This is a genomic window from Paenirhizobium naphthalenivorans, from assembly GCF_007992095.1.
GTDB lineage: Bacteria > Pseudomonadota > Alphaproteobacteria > Rhizobiales > Rhizobiaceae > Allorhizobium > Allorhizobium naphthalenivorans.
The window spans coordinates 150,429-163,731 of record NZ_BJZP01000001.1; the positions used below are offsets into that span (position 1 = coordinate 150,429).

At 62.3% G+C, this 13,303-nt stretch carries 12 protein-coding genes; 6 read left to right on the forward strand and 6 right to left on the reverse strand.

Annotation, left to right across the window (positions count from 1 at the left end; all coding sequences use genetic code 11):
* Position 1 precedes the first annotated feature (1 nt).
* From RNA01_RS00700 to RNA01_RS00720, 5 genes are read left to right on the forward strand one after another with little or no spacing between them, the layout of a single operon-like run.
* The gene (locus tag RNA01_RS00700) at positions 2-1,264 is read left to right on the forward strand and encodes a vWA domain-containing protein (protein WP_147177926.1); all 1,263 of its coding nucleotides are present in this window, start codon (positions 2-4) and stop codon (positions 1,262-1,264) included.
* Positions 1,261-1,590: an XdhC family protein gene (locus RNA01_RS00705; protein WP_147177928.1), complete on the forward strand. Its 330-nt coding sequence runs from the start codon at positions 1,261-1,263 to the stop codon at positions 1,588-1,590. Before RNA01_RS00700 ends, RNA01_RS00705 begins: the two co-directional genes overlap by 4 nt.
* Positions 1,590-2,297: an XdhC family protein gene (locus RNA01_RS00710; protein ID WP_147177930.1), complete on the forward strand. Its 708-nt coding sequence runs from the start codon at positions 1,590-1,592 to the stop codon at positions 2,295-2,297. Before RNA01_RS00705 ends, RNA01_RS00710 begins: the two co-directional genes overlap by 1 nt.
* Complete coding sequence (locus tag RNA01_RS00715; protein ID WP_147177932.1) at positions 2,294-3,931, forward strand: NTP transferase domain-containing protein; 1,638 nt, start codon at positions 2,294-2,296, stop codon at positions 3,929-3,931. The genes RNA01_RS00710 and RNA01_RS00715 overlap by 4 nt, the downstream gene beginning before the upstream one ends.
* A gap of 5 nt (positions 3,932-3,936) precedes the next feature.
* Positions 3,937-4,305, forward strand: a complete 369-nt coding sequence (locus tag RNA01_RS00720; protein WP_147177934.1) for a TfoX/Sxy family protein — start codon at positions 3,937-3,939, stop codon at positions 4,303-4,305.
* Here RNA01_RS00720 and RNA01_RS00725 read toward each other — a convergent pair.
* The 6 genes from RNA01_RS00725 to RNA01_RS00750 all read right to left on the reverse strand — a co-directional run bounded on the left by RNA01_RS00725 (position 4,288) and on the right by RNA01_RS00750 (position 9,746).
* A complete protein-coding gene (locus tag RNA01_RS00725; protein WP_147177936.1) occupies positions 4,288-4,695 on the reverse strand; it encodes an NUDIX domain-containing protein in 408 nt (135 codons plus the stop codon). The genes RNA01_RS00720 and RNA01_RS00725 overlap by 18 nt on opposite strands.
* Positions 4,696-6,207: a DEAD/DEAH box helicase gene (locus RNA01_RS00730; protein ID WP_147177938.1), complete on the reverse strand. Its 1,512-nt coding sequence runs from the start codon at positions 6,205-6,207 to the stop codon at positions 4,696-4,698.
* A gap of 143 nt (positions 6,208-6,350) precedes the next feature.
* Positions 6,351-6,974: a LysE family translocator gene (locus tag RNA01_RS00735; RefSeq protein WP_147177941.1), complete on the reverse strand. Its 624-nt coding sequence runs from the start codon at positions 6,972-6,974 to the stop codon at positions 6,351-6,353.
* Between the two features lie 54 nt (positions 6,975-7,028).
* Positions 7,029-8,333 carry a M23 family metallopeptidase gene (locus RNA01_RS00740; protein ID WP_235916332.1) on the reverse strand — a complete coding sequence of 435 codons (1,305 nt, stop codon included), beginning with the start codon at positions 8,331-8,333 and terminating at the stop codon, positions 7,029-7,031.
* 106 nt (positions 8,334-8,439) lie between these two features.
* Positions 8,440-9,219 (reverse strand): ferritin-like domain-containing protein, encoded by a 780-nt coding sequence (locus RNA01_RS00745; RefSeq protein WP_170253314.1) that lies wholly within the window; start codon positions 9,217-9,219, stop codon positions 8,440-8,442.
* 59 nt (positions 9,220-9,278) lie between these two features.
* Positions 9,279-9,746 carry a peroxiredoxin gene (locus RNA01_RS00750; protein ID WP_147177945.1) on the reverse strand — a complete coding sequence of 156 codons (468 nt, stop codon included), beginning with the start codon at positions 9,744-9,746 and terminating at the stop codon, positions 9,279-9,281.
* A gap of 124 nt (positions 9,747-9,870) precedes the next feature.
* On the opposite strand from RNA01_RS00750, the gene RNA01_RS00755 reads away from it, so the two are divergent.
* A complete protein-coding gene (locus tag RNA01_RS00755) occupies positions 9,871-13,281 on the forward strand; it encodes a YhdP family protein (RefSeq protein WP_147177947.1) in 3,411 nt (1,136 codons plus the stop codon).
* The last annotated feature ends 22 nt before the right edge of the window (positions 13,282-13,303 follow it).

Below are 13,303 nucleotides of genomic sequence, written 5' to 3' on the forward strand. Positions count from 1 at the left end.
CATGCAGACGCCGGGGAACGCGGAGGGCATTGTCGTCGTGACGCCGCCGATCGGCGACGGGCGGCTGGCCGATAACATTGTCTATTTCGCTCGGGTGTTGCGCCGGGCCGGCCTGAAACTCGGACCCGGAGCGGTCGTTGATGCGATCGCCGCCGTCAATGCGATCGGCATCGGTTCGCGCGAGGAGTTTCATGCGGCCCTGTCGGCGGTTCTGGTCAAGCGGCACGAGGACCAGCCAGTCTTCGATGAGGCGTTTCGCCTGTTCTGGCGGTCGCGCGACCTGGTCAACAAGATGATCGCCATGATGTCGCCGGTGGCGCCCGACAATAGCGAGCGCGAGAAGGCCAAGGCCGGAGCATCGCGCGTCGATGAGGCGCTGTTTGCCGAGCGCGAGCGGAGTCACCGTGAACGCGACGAGCCCGATATCGAAATCGACGCGCGCTTCACCGTCTCCGGCAGTGAGGTTCTGCGCCGAACCGATTTCGCCCAGATGTCGGCGGAGGAGTTGTCCCAGGCGCGTCGGCTGATCGAGCGGATGACGATGCCGTTCGATCAGGTGCCGATACGGCGCTATCGGCCATCCACGCGACCGCGCCATATCGATGCGCGGGCGATGATGCGGGCGGCGATGCGCACCGGCGGGGATCTGATTCTGCCTAAGTACCGGGAACGCCGGCGTCAGCCCCCGCCGCTTGTCATTCTGGCAGATATCTCCGGCTCGATGAGCCAGTACACCCGCATTTTTCTGCACTTCCTCCATGTGCTGACCGAGCGGCGCAGACGGGTTCATACCTTTGTGTTCGGCACACGACTAAGCGATGTCACGCGGCAGATGCGCAACCGTGATCCCGACGAGGCCATCGAACAATGCACCGGAGTGGTGCGCGACTGGTCTGGCGGCACGCGGATCGGCGAAACCCTCAAAGAATTCAATCATCACTGGGCGCGGCGCGTGCTGGGGCAGGGCGCCATCGTGCTGTTGATTACCGACGGGCTGGAGCGGGATGGCGCGGAACTTCTGGCCGTCGAGACGGACCGATTGCACCGCTCATGCCGGCGGCTGATTTGGCTGAACCCGCTCTTGCGCTTCGAGGGCTTCGAGGCGCGGGCGCGCGGTGTCAGGGCCATGCTGCCGCATGTTGACGAGCTGCGCCCCGTGCACAATCTCAATTCTCTGAGCGATCTCGTGGTCGCGCTTTCCACCACGTCCACCGACAATGGCGATCCGCGCCGCCTGATTCGGACCTTAAGGGGGCTCCAATGACGATCGACATGCAGACAAGGGACCCGCTTTTTATCGCGGAACAATGGACCTCGCAGGGACGGGCGGTGGCCGTCGCCACCGTTGTCGAGACCTGGGGATCGGCACCACGCCCGGTCGGCAGCCATCTGGTGATCGATGCCGAGGGCAATTTCGAAGGGTCTGTTTCCGGAGGATGCGTCGAGGGTGCCGTGATCACCGAGGCTCTCGATGTCTTGCAGTCTGGAGAAGCGAAGATGCTCGAATTCGGCGTTGCCGACGAAACGGCCTGGAGAGTTGGGCTTTCCTGCGGCGGCAAGATTCGCGTCTATGTCGAAAGGCTTGGCTGATGGATCTTGTAAACCTCAGAAAGCTCAATGCCGCGCGGTCCGCTCGTCGGGCGGCGATCCTGGTGACAGACCTTGGCGATGGCACAGACCGGCTGGTGGTCGAAGGGGACGTCATCTCCGGTCCGCTCGGCGAAGCGCTTGTCCAGCGTTTCCGCTCAGGCAAGGCGGGGGCCGACGAGATCGATGGGCGACCGCTGTTTTTCAACGTCCACCTGCCGCCGCCGCGCATCGTGGTAATCGGCGCTGTCCACATCAGCCAGGCGCTCTACCCGATGGCGGCGATCGCCGGCTATGACATGACCATCATAGATCCACGCACCGCTTTTGCCACGCCGGAACGCTTTGCCGGCGTCAACCTCGTCGCCGACTGGCCGGAGGATGCGCTGGCCAGCCGCCCGCTCGATCGTTACAGCGCGCTTGTCGCTGTCACCCATGATCCGAAGATCGACGATTTTCCGATCGCCGCGGCGCTCAAGGCCGGTTGTTTCTATGTTGGGGCGCTCGGCAGCCGGAAAACCCATGCGAAACGTATCGAGCGGCTGAGGTCCGATGGTTTTTCCGAGGTGGAGATAGGTCGGATCTCCGCACCGGTTGGCATCGATATCGGCGCCGCTACGCCGGCTGAAATCGCCGTCGCCACCCTGGCGGACATCATATTGGCCTTCCGCCGTCGCTCGCTAGACAATAGCGGGAGCGATCCAGCATGATTTTTGGCGAATTCGCATCGGGCGATGCCGAGGGGCTGATCCTCGCCCATGCGGTCAGGCTGGCGTCCTGCAGGCTGACGAAAGGACATCGCCTTGGTTCGGGCGACGTAGCGCGGCTGAAGGACGCCGGTATCGGCAGTGTAATCGCCTGCCGGATGGAGGAGGGTGATCTTGGTGAAGATGCGGCGGCGGAACGCTGCGCCAGCGCAATCGATGGGAACAATCTGCGGCTCTCGGAAGCGGCAACGGGTCGCGTGAACTTCTACGCCACCTGCAACGGCCTCTTCGTTGCCAACAAGGATGTGGTTGACCGCTTCAACAGGGTCGACCCGGCGATTACGCTTGCTTGTCTCGCCGATCATAGCGACGTGCGTGAAGGCGATCTGGTCGCGACGGTGAAGATCATTCCGCTCGCGGTTGCGGGCGCCAGCGTGGAGGCGGCGCGGGCGATCCTGTGCGAAGGGCTTGCCTTCCAGCTCAAGTACTACCAGTCGCACGCCGTACAGCTGATCGCTACTGAATTACCGTCACTCAAGCCTTCGGTGATGGACAAGACGGCCAGGGTGCTTGAACAGCGCCTTGCTCCGTCGCTGAGTGAACTGGTCGCGGAACAGCGGGTTGAGCATCGCGCCGAAGCCGTAGCCGCGGCGATCGAGAATGCCTTGCGCCGGGCGGATGCCAGGCCGTCGATGATCGTTGTCTTCGGCGCCTCGGCGATGTGCGATGCCGTCGACGTGATCCCGGAATCCATCCGCATGGCCGGTGGCGTGGTCGATCAGGTGGGACTACCCGTCGATCCCGGTAACCTGCTGGTGCTCGGCCATGTAGATGGCGTTCCGGTGATCGGCGCGCCCGGCTGCGCCCGCTCGCCCAAGGAAAACGGTTTTGACTGGGTGCTGAACCGGCTCTTGGCCGGTGAGGTTCCGACGTCGCGCGAACTGACGAGGCTGGGCGTGGGAGGACTGCTGATGGAAATTCCGAGCCGGCCGTTACCGCGCGAACTGGCAGCCGATATCGTGCCCCAGCCGCTCCGGATGGCGGTCGTTCTCCTGGCTGCGGGCAAATCGAGCCGTATGGGCGAGGGCGGGCGGCATAAGCTGCTGGCCGAGTTCGAAGGTGAACCGCTTGTGCGTCGCTCGGCTAGGATCGCGCTTGAGGCTGGCGCGGGTGAGATTATCGTTGTGACCGGCCACCGGGCAGGCGAGATCGCCGCGAGCCTTGAGGGCCTCGGTGTGACCTATGTCCATAACCCCGACTATGGGAGTGGTATGGCCGGTTCGCTGAAGGGCGGTTTCGCCGCCGCCAGTGCCGGTGGTGCCGATGGCGTGCTGGTGCTGCTGGCCGACATGCCGGGCATCTCGGTTAGTGATCTTCAGGCGCTGGTTGCCGCGTTCCGGACTGCGGGGGGGCGATCGATCGTGCGTGCTGTCGCCGCCGGGAAGCGTGGCAATCCGGTCATCCTGCCGCGCTCGACCTTTGAGGCGGTGAAAAGGCTGGAGGGGGACATCGGCGCACGGCCGATCATTGAAACCGCAGGTTTGCCGATCATCGATGTCGAGATCGGCCTGGCGGCGCGACTTGACGTCGATACGCCGGAGGCGGTCGTTGCGGCTGGCGGCGTGCTAAAGGGCTGATAGCCATGGACAATGTCGAAATCGAGGACCTGCTCTCGTCGCTCGGGCCTGTCAGCATCCGGCGGATGTTCAGCGGCAAGGGCATTTACCACCACGGCGTGATTTTCGCCCTCTATCTGTTCGACGAACTCATGCTGAAGGCGGACGATGAGACCGCGCCGTTGTTTCAGGCGGTGGGATCGCGCCAGTGGGTCTATCAGCGCGAGGGCAGGAACCCGGTCGCCATGCCCTATTGGGCGATCCCCGACGACGCCTATGACGACCCGGATGAAATGGCGAAATGGGTGAGGCTTGCCTATGAGGCGGGGCTCAGGGCAGAGGCGACCAAATCAAAGCCGACGCGGAAGCCCCGCGCTTCAGCGAAGATACGGTAGCAGCGCGCGGGTAAAGACGGAGAGTGGTTCCGGCAGGTTTTCGAGGTCGAACCAGGTGAGTTCAGCCAGCTTGTCTGGTTCGGTCAACTGCGGTTCGCCGGTAAAATCCGAGGTTCGGTACAGCAACGAAATCCAGTGCTGACGGTCAGCCTCGATGATCTGTTCGCTAGCGGTGACAAACTCGATCGCACCGATCGAAAGGCCGGTTTCCTCTTCGGCCTCGCGGCGCGCGGCAATCTCGGTCGGTTCAAGATGATCGACCTTGCCGCCAACGATGTTCCAATATCCGGCCTCGGGCGCTTTCAGGCGACGGCAAAGCAGCAACTTGCCATCGCGAACGATCGCGAGACCGACGCCGACGCCGGGGAAATCGATGCCGGGCTTGGTCATTCAGGACTTGGCGTTTGCGACGATCAGCATGAAGGCCGGGATTTCATCACCGAAGCCGACCGGCGTCGGGCCGTCATCATGGTCACGGTAGTGGTTGCGGCGGCGCTCGCGCTGATCGTCGTTGGCCGGGTTGGGCCGCGCATTGCGATTGCCCGGGCTGGGCCGCCTGTCTACTTTGCGCTCGCTTGCCACTGGTTCCATCCTTGCCACTTCGATCTCTTCCGCCTCTACGGGGTTGGTATGCTCGGTCTTTGCTTCCGATTTATGACCGGCGCGGCGCTCGCGACCCTTGCCGCGGTCGCCTCTCTCGCGATCGCCCTTCTCACGCGTGCCGCGACGGCCGCGACCTTCGTCCTCGCCTTCGGTCGGTGCCGGCAGGGCAGAGAGATCGCCGTCGAGCCATTCGATCTTCTGGTCGATAAGCTTTTCAATCGCGTCGAGATATTTGGCGTCCGATTTCGCCACCAGTGTGAAGGCGGCACCCGAACGGCCGGCACGGCCGGTACGGCCGATACGATGGACATAGTCCTCGGCATGGATCGGAATGTCGAAGTTGAAGACGTGGCTGACGTCCGGAATGTCGAGACCGCGTGCGGCGACGTCCGAGGCGACCAGCAGGGTGATCTGATTGTCCTTGAAACCGGCCAGCATGTTGGTGCGCGAGCGCTGGTCCATATCGCCATGCAGCGCGCCGACGGAGAAGCCATGCCGCTCCAGCGAGCGGAACAGGTCGGCGACATCCTTTTTGCGGTTGCAGAAAATGATGCCGTTTTTCAGGTCGCCCTGGGCGCGGATCAGGTCGCGCAGGCGCGAACGCTTCTCGTAGTCCTTGTTCGGCACAGCGACCAGTCGCTGCGTCACGGTCTTGGCAGTCGACGACGGCGGCGCCACTTCGATGCGTTCCGGATTCTGCAGGAAACGGTCTGCGAGCTTCTGGATCTCCGGCGGCATGGTGGCCGAGAAGAACAGCGTCTGGCGGGTAAAGGGGATCATCTTGGCGATTCGCTCGATGTCCGGGATGAAGCCCATGTCGAGCATGCGGTCGGCTTCATCGATGACAAGGATCTCGACGCCGGTCATCAGGAGCTTGCCGCGCTCGCAATGGTCGAGCAGGCGGCCAGGGGTGCAGATCAGCACATCGGCGCCACGTTCGAGCTTGCGATTCTGTTCTTCGAAGGAGACGCCGCCGATCAGCAGCGCGACGTTCAGCTTGTGGTTCTTACCGTACTTTTCGAAGTTCTCGGCGACCTGGGCGGCCAGTTCGCGGGTCGGCTCAAGGATCAGCGTGCGCGGCATGCGCGCGCGGGCCCGGCCGTTTTCGAGAAGGGTCAGCATGGGGAGTACGAAGGATGCAGTCTTGCCCGTGCCGGTCTGCGCGATGCCGCAGATGTCGCGGCGCTGCAGGGCAAACGGAATCGCGCCAGCCTGGATCGGCGTCGGCACGGTGTAGCCGGCGTCTGTGACGGCTGAAAGTACTTTTTGGCTCAGGCCAAGGTCAGAAAATGTGGTCAAAGGGAAATCTATTCCGTTCCGGTTCTTGCGAACGCAATTGAAACGCCCGGACGCGAGCGTTAACGTCAGCGCGGGATAGTGCCAAAATGCTTGAAAGTCAAGGAAACTGCCGGATTTGCAGTAACAAAGGGTGAATAGCGGGATCAACTGCTGCGGTGTGTGGCAATAACCGCGATCCCGGCCCCGGCGAGTACCGTTCCTGCTCCACGGTTGACTGCCGTGATGATGCGCGGGGTACGCAGCAGCCGACGGGCGCGGCCTGCGATCCACACATGGCCTGTTACCACCACCATTTCCACGCTGACGATCACCGCGGCCAGCGACAGGTAGGCGCCAGCCGAAAAGTCAGCGCCGACGAAGTTGGGTAAGAGGGCCAGATAGAAGAGCGGCATCTTGGGATTGCCGAGATTGAGCGCGATGGCGGTCAGGCACACCGTAAAGAGGTCGCGGCGACGCTGCGGTTCGGCAATCTCGGCGATGACCGGCTTAACCGTCCACAGGCGGATGCCCACGTATATGAGATAGGCGGCACCGCCGTAGCGCAGTGCTGTCATGGCGAAGCCCATTTCGCTGGCGATGAGGGAAAGGCCGAGTGCGGCGAGCGCCAGATAGATCAGGATGCCGATCACCGTGCCGACACCGTAAGCGATGCCTGATGGCGCGCCGTGTGACACGGTGCGCGCCATGATGGTCATATTGTCGGGGCCGGGACTTGCGGCGAAGACGAAGAAAGCAAGGGCGAATGCGAGAAGGGCCTGCGCTTCCATGGTGGCTCCTGCGCGTTGCGACTAAGGCGCAGTCTACGCTCAGGCCGCCCGCGGTCAATCGATCAGCGTTGTGAGCTTCATGCCGGCATTGAGGAAGCGCATGGGGTCGATCGCTTCGCCATTGCGACGAACCTCATAATGCAGGTGTGGACCGGTCGAGCGGCCGGTGCTGCCGGACAGGCCGATCACGTCGCCGCTGGCCACCTCGTCTCCGACCTTGACCAGGACGCGCGACATATGGCCGTAACGGGTCGTCAGGCCGAAACCGTGGTCGATCTCGACCATGTTGCCATACCCTCCGGCCGGACCGGCGGCTATGACCTTGCCGGCGCCGGTGCTTTTGATGTCTCCGCCGACCGGGGAGCGGAAGTCGATCCCCGCATGCATGGCCAGACGGCCGAGGAAGGGGTCTGGTCGGTTACCGAAGCGGCTGGTGATGTCCTTGCCGGGTGCCGGATTGGCGAAGGGGAGGCGCTTTGCTGTGTCGCGCATGGTCTCGAGTCGGGACAGCGCCGCGTCGAGCTCGTTGAGCGAGGTGTTGAATGGCTCGGAGGAACGCGGCGCAACATAGGGACCGCCGATTCCCTCGCTTGAGCCGACAGACGTGGCGTCGTCAAGCGGAATGCCATTGCGCATAAGGATGCCGGAAATCTTTTCGGCAGTCTCGCTTGCGCCGCTGGTCAGTCGTTCGATGCGGTCGATCTGATCCTGTTCGATATCCTTCAACGACAGCGTCATGTGGGAAAACAGCCGATCGGCGCGGTCGGCGACGGTGCCGCTGGTGGGATCGGTCAACGGCACATAACCCAATGCCGCCGTCTTCGCGCCCGAGGTGGCGGATTTTGCGCCGCCAAGCAGGTTTTCGATCGCCTTGAACCCGCCTCCAAGACTTGCCTGCTTGTCTTCCGTTCCCGGTTTGATGGTCGGGACCGGCCCCGATTCTGGCAGTTGGCCTGCCGCCGCCGCCCGGTCGAGCAGCGCATCGAGGCGACCGTGACGGGAGGCGAGCGCCATCTGCTGTTCCAGCAGTTGGTCGACCTTTTCCTCAACCACCTGCTGGTCAAGCAGCTGGCGGGAGGTCACTCGGTCGACCTGAGCGCGCAAGGCGGCGATTCGGTCTTCGTATTCGTGCTGCATACGCGCTTGCCGGGCCATGGAGGCGCCGATCAGATTGTCACGAAAGACCAGATAGGTGGTGGCGCCGAGGTAGCCGAGGGACATCACGCCGACGAAGCAGACGGCAATAGCTGCCATCCACGGGCGCACGGTCATGTGACGCACCTTGTCTCCGCTCGCCAGGATGACGATATGCTCCTGCCGCCGCTTGCCGAAGACCTGATTTGCCGTCTTTTCCGCCACCGGTCACTCCCATCCTGCTCTTGCCGTATCCGGCCGAAAGCTCGCGATGATTACACACGGTTAAGGTTAATAATGGTTGAACCGGTGCGGGATCTGGGCCCTTGTGTCAGCTGCTGGTCGCGGTGAGCGAGCGGTAGAAGGAGGGCGTCAGTCCGGCCTCAGCGCGTGCAACATCGTTGAACGGAGCTTTCAGCGCGCCGCGGAAGTTGGAGCGAACAAGCTCTTTGAAAGTGGCAGCCGGGTCCTTCCGTTCCCTGGCGCAGAGAAAACGGAACCACTTGGCGCCCACCGCCACATGGCCCTTTTCGTCCTCGTAGATCACTTTCAGTACCTCTGCACTGTCGACGTCCCCGGTTTCCCGCATTTTTTCCTGCAATGAAGGGGTCACGTCGAGGCCTCGCGCCTCAAGAATGAGCGGCACGACGGCAAGCCTGGCGGTCAGGTTGTTGCGGGTCGAATGGGCGGCCTGCCAAAGGCCATCGTGGGCCGGCATGTCGCCATAGTCGGCGCCGAGGGCCCGTAGCCGTTCGCGCACCAGCCGAAAATGCTTGGCTTCCTCGAAGGCGACCCGCATCCAGCCGTCGAAGAAAGAGTGCGGCACCGGCTCGGAAGCAAAACGTGCAACGATGTCGAGGGCGAGGTCCACCGCGTTGAGCTCGATGTGCGCCAGCGCATGCAGCATGGCAATCCGTCCCGGCAACGTGTGCAATGAACGTTTCCCCGTCGCCTTCGGCGGCACCAGAACGGGCTTTTCCGGCCGGCCTGGCCGTTCGGGCAGTTCGGGATCGAGCGGCGAGCGCAGCGATAGACGCCGCTCATGCCAACGCCGCGCGGTCTCCTGCGCCAGCTCCGTCTTCTCATCGAGGTCTCCGCTGCGGATCGCCATGGCAGCGCCGCCCCTCAGTGAAGAGATCGGTAGCCGGCTATTGATGTCGCAAGTTGACATCAAAGGGCCTGTACCGCTTGCAGCACGGCTTCGGCATGGCCGGCGACCTTGACCTTGCGCCAGATCTTGACGATTCGGCCTTGGCTGTCGATCAGGAACGTGGTGCGCTCCACCCCCATATAGCTCCTGCCGTACATACTTTTCTCCTTCCATACGCCATAGGCGGAAAGCGTTGCCTTCTCTTCATCGGAGGCGAGGACGACCGAAAGGTCGTGCTTGGCGATAAACTTGTCGTGTTTCTTGACGGGGTCGGGAGACAGGCCAACCACCTTGGCGCCGGCCTTGGCAAAGGCGTCGGCCAGTGCCGTGAAGGCCAGGGCCTCGGTTGTGCAGCCGCTGGTATCGTCCTTTGGGTAGAAGTAGAGAACCACGGGCGAACCTCTCATCTCGATGAGCGAGATGGTGCCTTCGCCGTCGCGCGGCAGGGTGAAATCGGGAGCCACGTCGCCTTCAACTAAATCTGCCATGGGAAAACCTTTCTTTTGCCCGCTTTATGGATGATTGTGCGTACACTCGATATATAGTCCGCGACGCAGTCGTCCACGCGCGACTTTGATAACGGCATCGATCGACGGAGACAATCGCCGGCACATGGGAGAGATCCGGGGCGAAAAGGTGCGGTTTCGCAAGCAGGACATCGTGCGCTTGCACGAACTTCCGTCGTCGCGAATCGAAGATCCGTTGATTGTCCACTGCCCGCCGAGGCCAGCTTTCGGGCAGCGCTTCCTGCGATATTTTTTCGCTATTCTCGGATTGTTCATTGTCGCTGCCGGCGGCGTATTCGCCGTTGTGGAAACCGGAACGCTGGACCGAGCCCTGTCGGATGGTGCCCGTGCCATGCTGAGCGCCGCGGTCGGGCCAGCTTTTCGTGCAGAGATTGGCGAAACGGCGATCCGTTTTTCCGACGATTTCCGGCTGACGGTCGAGGCGCGCAATGTCACGATCGTGCCTGAGGGCGGCGAGAGCCCGCTGGCGCTCACCAAGTCTGTCGGCATGATCCTCGACCCGCTTGCGCTCCTTGGTGGAAAATTCAAGGTCAATGAGATCGTCACCGAGGGGATTGCACTCGACGCGCGTCTCCTGCCGGCCGGCCCGCCGCTCGATCTTTCGGCGTTGCGCGTTGATGGTATACCGGCAATTCTCGACCGCGCCTTTCTTGAACTCGACCAAATCCAGACCTTTATTTCCCGTGCCGGCCTTGACCGGATGCGCATCGGGGGGCTGGAGATCTCCACCACCAGCATCAGTGGTCGCCCGCTGTCGATCGCTGTCGACGACCTTGCCATGGAGCGCGGCCCGGACGATTCGCTCTCCTTCTTTGGCGCGGTCTCGATCAACGGATACCAGACCGAGATCTCGGCGCTTTCGGCCAATTCCGGTAACAAGGCACAGTCGTTTACGCTTAGGCTCGCTGACGTGCGACTGACACCTTTTCTGCTGAGGCGCGGTGCTGCCGGAGATCCACGCCAGGGCCTCGACGGGTCGGCCGAAGTGTACATTTCGGCCAAAAGGGCTGTCGATGGCCATGCCCCGGCGATGAACATGATTGTCGAGAGCAGTGGTGGGACGATCTATTCGGACGGGCAGTCCCAGGAGCTGACGCACGCACGTCTCAACCTGGGCTATGACTTTAAGAAAGATACGCTGGAACTGTCGGCGTCCAAGGTCGAATTTGGTCCCATGATCATGCCGCTTTCTGGTGGGGTAATCGATCTCGACCGACTGCCCGGCAATACCGAGCAGGGCGCAGGCGTCGGGATTGATCTCGTTGTGAACGAGGGACGGGCGGACGTTCCGGCCGCCGGTGAGGCTGCTTTTCCGTTTTCGCTAAAGCTCTTCGGGCGTTATGTCAAAGACAGGCACGAGCTCAAGTTCGACCGGTTCACCGTTTCGACGCCGGGCGGCTCAATGGATGCTTCGCTCGGGATCCGCTTCGTCGGCACAGGTCCTGAGGTGCGTTTCGATGCGCTGGTTCGGGATATGAAAACTTCTGTGGTGAAACAGCTCTGGCCTTATTGGATTGCTGAAAAGGCGCGCCACTGGGTGCTGGCCAATATCTTCGGCGGAACGATCATTAACGGCCAGATTTCGGTTTTCATTCCACAAGACCGTCTGTCGATCGAGCCGAGGCCAGTGCATCTCGATGAGAACGAGCTTAACCTCAGCTTCGACATCGTCGATGCGCGCATGAACCTTACCGGTGAAATCCCGCCGCTCAGAGATGCGTCGGCCCATTTCGATATGTCGGGCCAGAGGATCGAGACGACCATCCATGCGGCGACCTCCTATTTCCCGTCGGGACGGTCAGTGAAGGTCGAGCGAGGGGAACTGACACTTGGAGATGTCTATAGCAAGCCGTTGATGGCCGACATCGATGTTTCGGTATCCGGTGCGGCAGACGCCGTGGCCGAACTCGTGTCGTTCAAGCCTATCCGGGCGCTGGAGCGGGCCGGTTTCGCGGCCCAGGATTTCACCGGCAATGTGAAGGGGAATGCCCAGATACGACTCGGTCTCATTGCCGATCAGAATCCGCCGGAACCGGTGTGGAAGGCGCACCTCGATCTTTCCGGAGTCGATATCGCCAAGCCCTACACCGGACGCATCGTTAGCGATCTTGACGGTAAGCTCGACGTTGAGCCGAAATCGGCGCGGCTGGAGGGTAATGCCAAGATCGACGGCGTGCCGATGGAACTTCGGCTGACGGAGCCGGTTGACAGGAATGATCCGGTTGCGCGGGAACGGGTGGTCAAGCTGAAACTCGATAACGAGCAGCGCGCGCATTTCGTGCCGGGGCTCAATGAGCTTATCAATGGTCCGATCACCGTAGAGCTTTCGCGCATCGACGACCGGCGTCAAGCCGCCACGATCGACCTTTCGTCGGCAACCTTGAGTGTGCCATGGATCGGTTGGTCGAAGGGGCAGGGAATCGGGGCCAAGGCGAGCTTCGAGGTCAACGAGGGACCGGCGCAGACGCAGATCGACAAATTCGTGCTCGACGGCCAGGGCTTCGGGGCGGCTGGGACGTTAGTGGTAGGGAAGCAGGGGCTGATTTCCGCTGATCTCAACCGTGTGCGCCTAGCGCCAACCGACGACTATTCCCTTGCTATTCGCCAGGCCAAGGGCGGCTATGATGTCTCCGTGTCCGGCAAGTCGGCTGACGTACGCGCTCTGATCACCGAGCTTAGAAATTCTGGTGCGGGCGGAGGCGATGGTGCCGCGGAAAAACCACTGAACTTGCAGGTCAAGGGCCAACTCGACCAAGTGGTGGGCTTTGGCGACGAGGTGCTTTCCGGCGCCTCCATCGTCTATGGTGCGCGCAATGGCCAGACCACGGCGCTTGATATTTCCGCTGTGACCGACAGTCGCCAGGCCGTTGTGGCGAAGATGCGCCGGCCGGGAGAGTTGAGTGAGCTCTCGGTGACCACCAGCGATGCGGGCGCGCTGGCGCGCTTCATCAATCTCTACAACCGTATGATCGGCGGGCTGATGAATCTAAAGCTGTCCCAATCCGCCAGTGGCAGTTGGAGCGGATCGCTGGATGTTCGTGACTTTCGTGTCGAGAACGAGCAGCGGCTGCAATCGATCGTCACCACGCCCGCAGGTGCCGATGGTCGCAGTCTCAATACTGCGGTCAAGAAGAATATCGACGTGAGTTCCGCGCGGTTTCAGCGCGCCTTCGCCCGTCTTGTCTTTGCCGACGGGGCTCTGCGCGTCGACAATGGGGTTGTGCGCGGCGAGCAAGTCGGTGCGACTTTCCAGGGGCTGGTTCGGGACGCGCGCGGCCGGATCGACCTGACTGGCACCTTCATGCCGGCCTATGGCCTGAACCGCCTGTTCGGCGAGCTTCCGATCATCGGACTTTTGCTCGGCAATGGCCGCGATCGCGGTCTGCTCGGCATTACTTTCAAGCTGACCGGAGCTTCGGAGCAGCCGAAACTCGTGGTCAACCCGCTGTCGATCATCGCGCCGGGCGTATTCAGGCAGATCTTCGAGTTCCGGTGAGAGGTGGCGGGCAGCGCGTCCG

What these genes read in the sequence shown, in the direction of transcription:
- RNA01_RS00715 (WP_147177932.1), top strand. Translation starts at nt 2,294, where the DNA reads ATGATTTTTGGCGAATTCGCATCGGGCGATGCCGAGGGGCTGATCCTC.
- RNA01_RS00745 (WP_170253314.1), bottom strand. Translation starts at nt 9,219, where the DNA reads ATGGCGATCCGCAGCGGAGACCTCGATGAGAAGACGGAGCTGGCGCAG.
- RNA01_RS00705 (WP_147177928.1), top strand. Translation starts at nt 1,261, where the DNA reads ATGACGATCGACATGCAGACAAGGGACCCGCTTTTTATCGCGGAACAA.
- RNA01_RS00710 (WP_147177930.1), top strand. Translation starts at nt 1,590, where the DNA reads ATGGATCTTGTAAACCTCAGAAAGCTCAATGCCGCGCGGTCCGCTCGT.
- RNA01_RS00755 (WP_147177947.1), top strand. Translation starts at nt 9,871, where the DNA reads ATGGGAGAGATCCGGGGCGAAAAGGTGCGGTTTCGCAAGCAGGACATC.
- RNA01_RS00750 (WP_147177945.1), bottom strand. Translation starts at nt 9,746, where the DNA reads ATGGCAGATTTAGTTGAAGGCGACGTGGCTCCCGATTTCACCCTGCCG.
- RNA01_RS00700 (WP_147177926.1), top strand. Translation starts at nt 2, where the DNA reads ATGCAGACGCCGGGGAACGCGGAGGGCATTGTCGTCGTGACGCCGCCG.
- RNA01_RS00725 (WP_147177936.1), bottom strand. Translation starts at nt 4,695, where the DNA reads ATGACCAAGCCCGGCATCGATTTCCCCGGCGTCGGCGTCGGTCTCGCG.
- RNA01_RS00720 (WP_147177934.1), top strand. Translation starts at nt 3,937, where the DNA reads ATGGACAATGTCGAAATCGAGGACCTGCTCTCGTCGCTCGGGCCTGTC.
- RNA01_RS00735 (WP_147177941.1), bottom strand. Translation starts at nt 6,974, where the DNA reads ATGGAAGCGCAGGCCCTTCTCGCATTCGCCCTTGCTTTCTTCGTCTTC.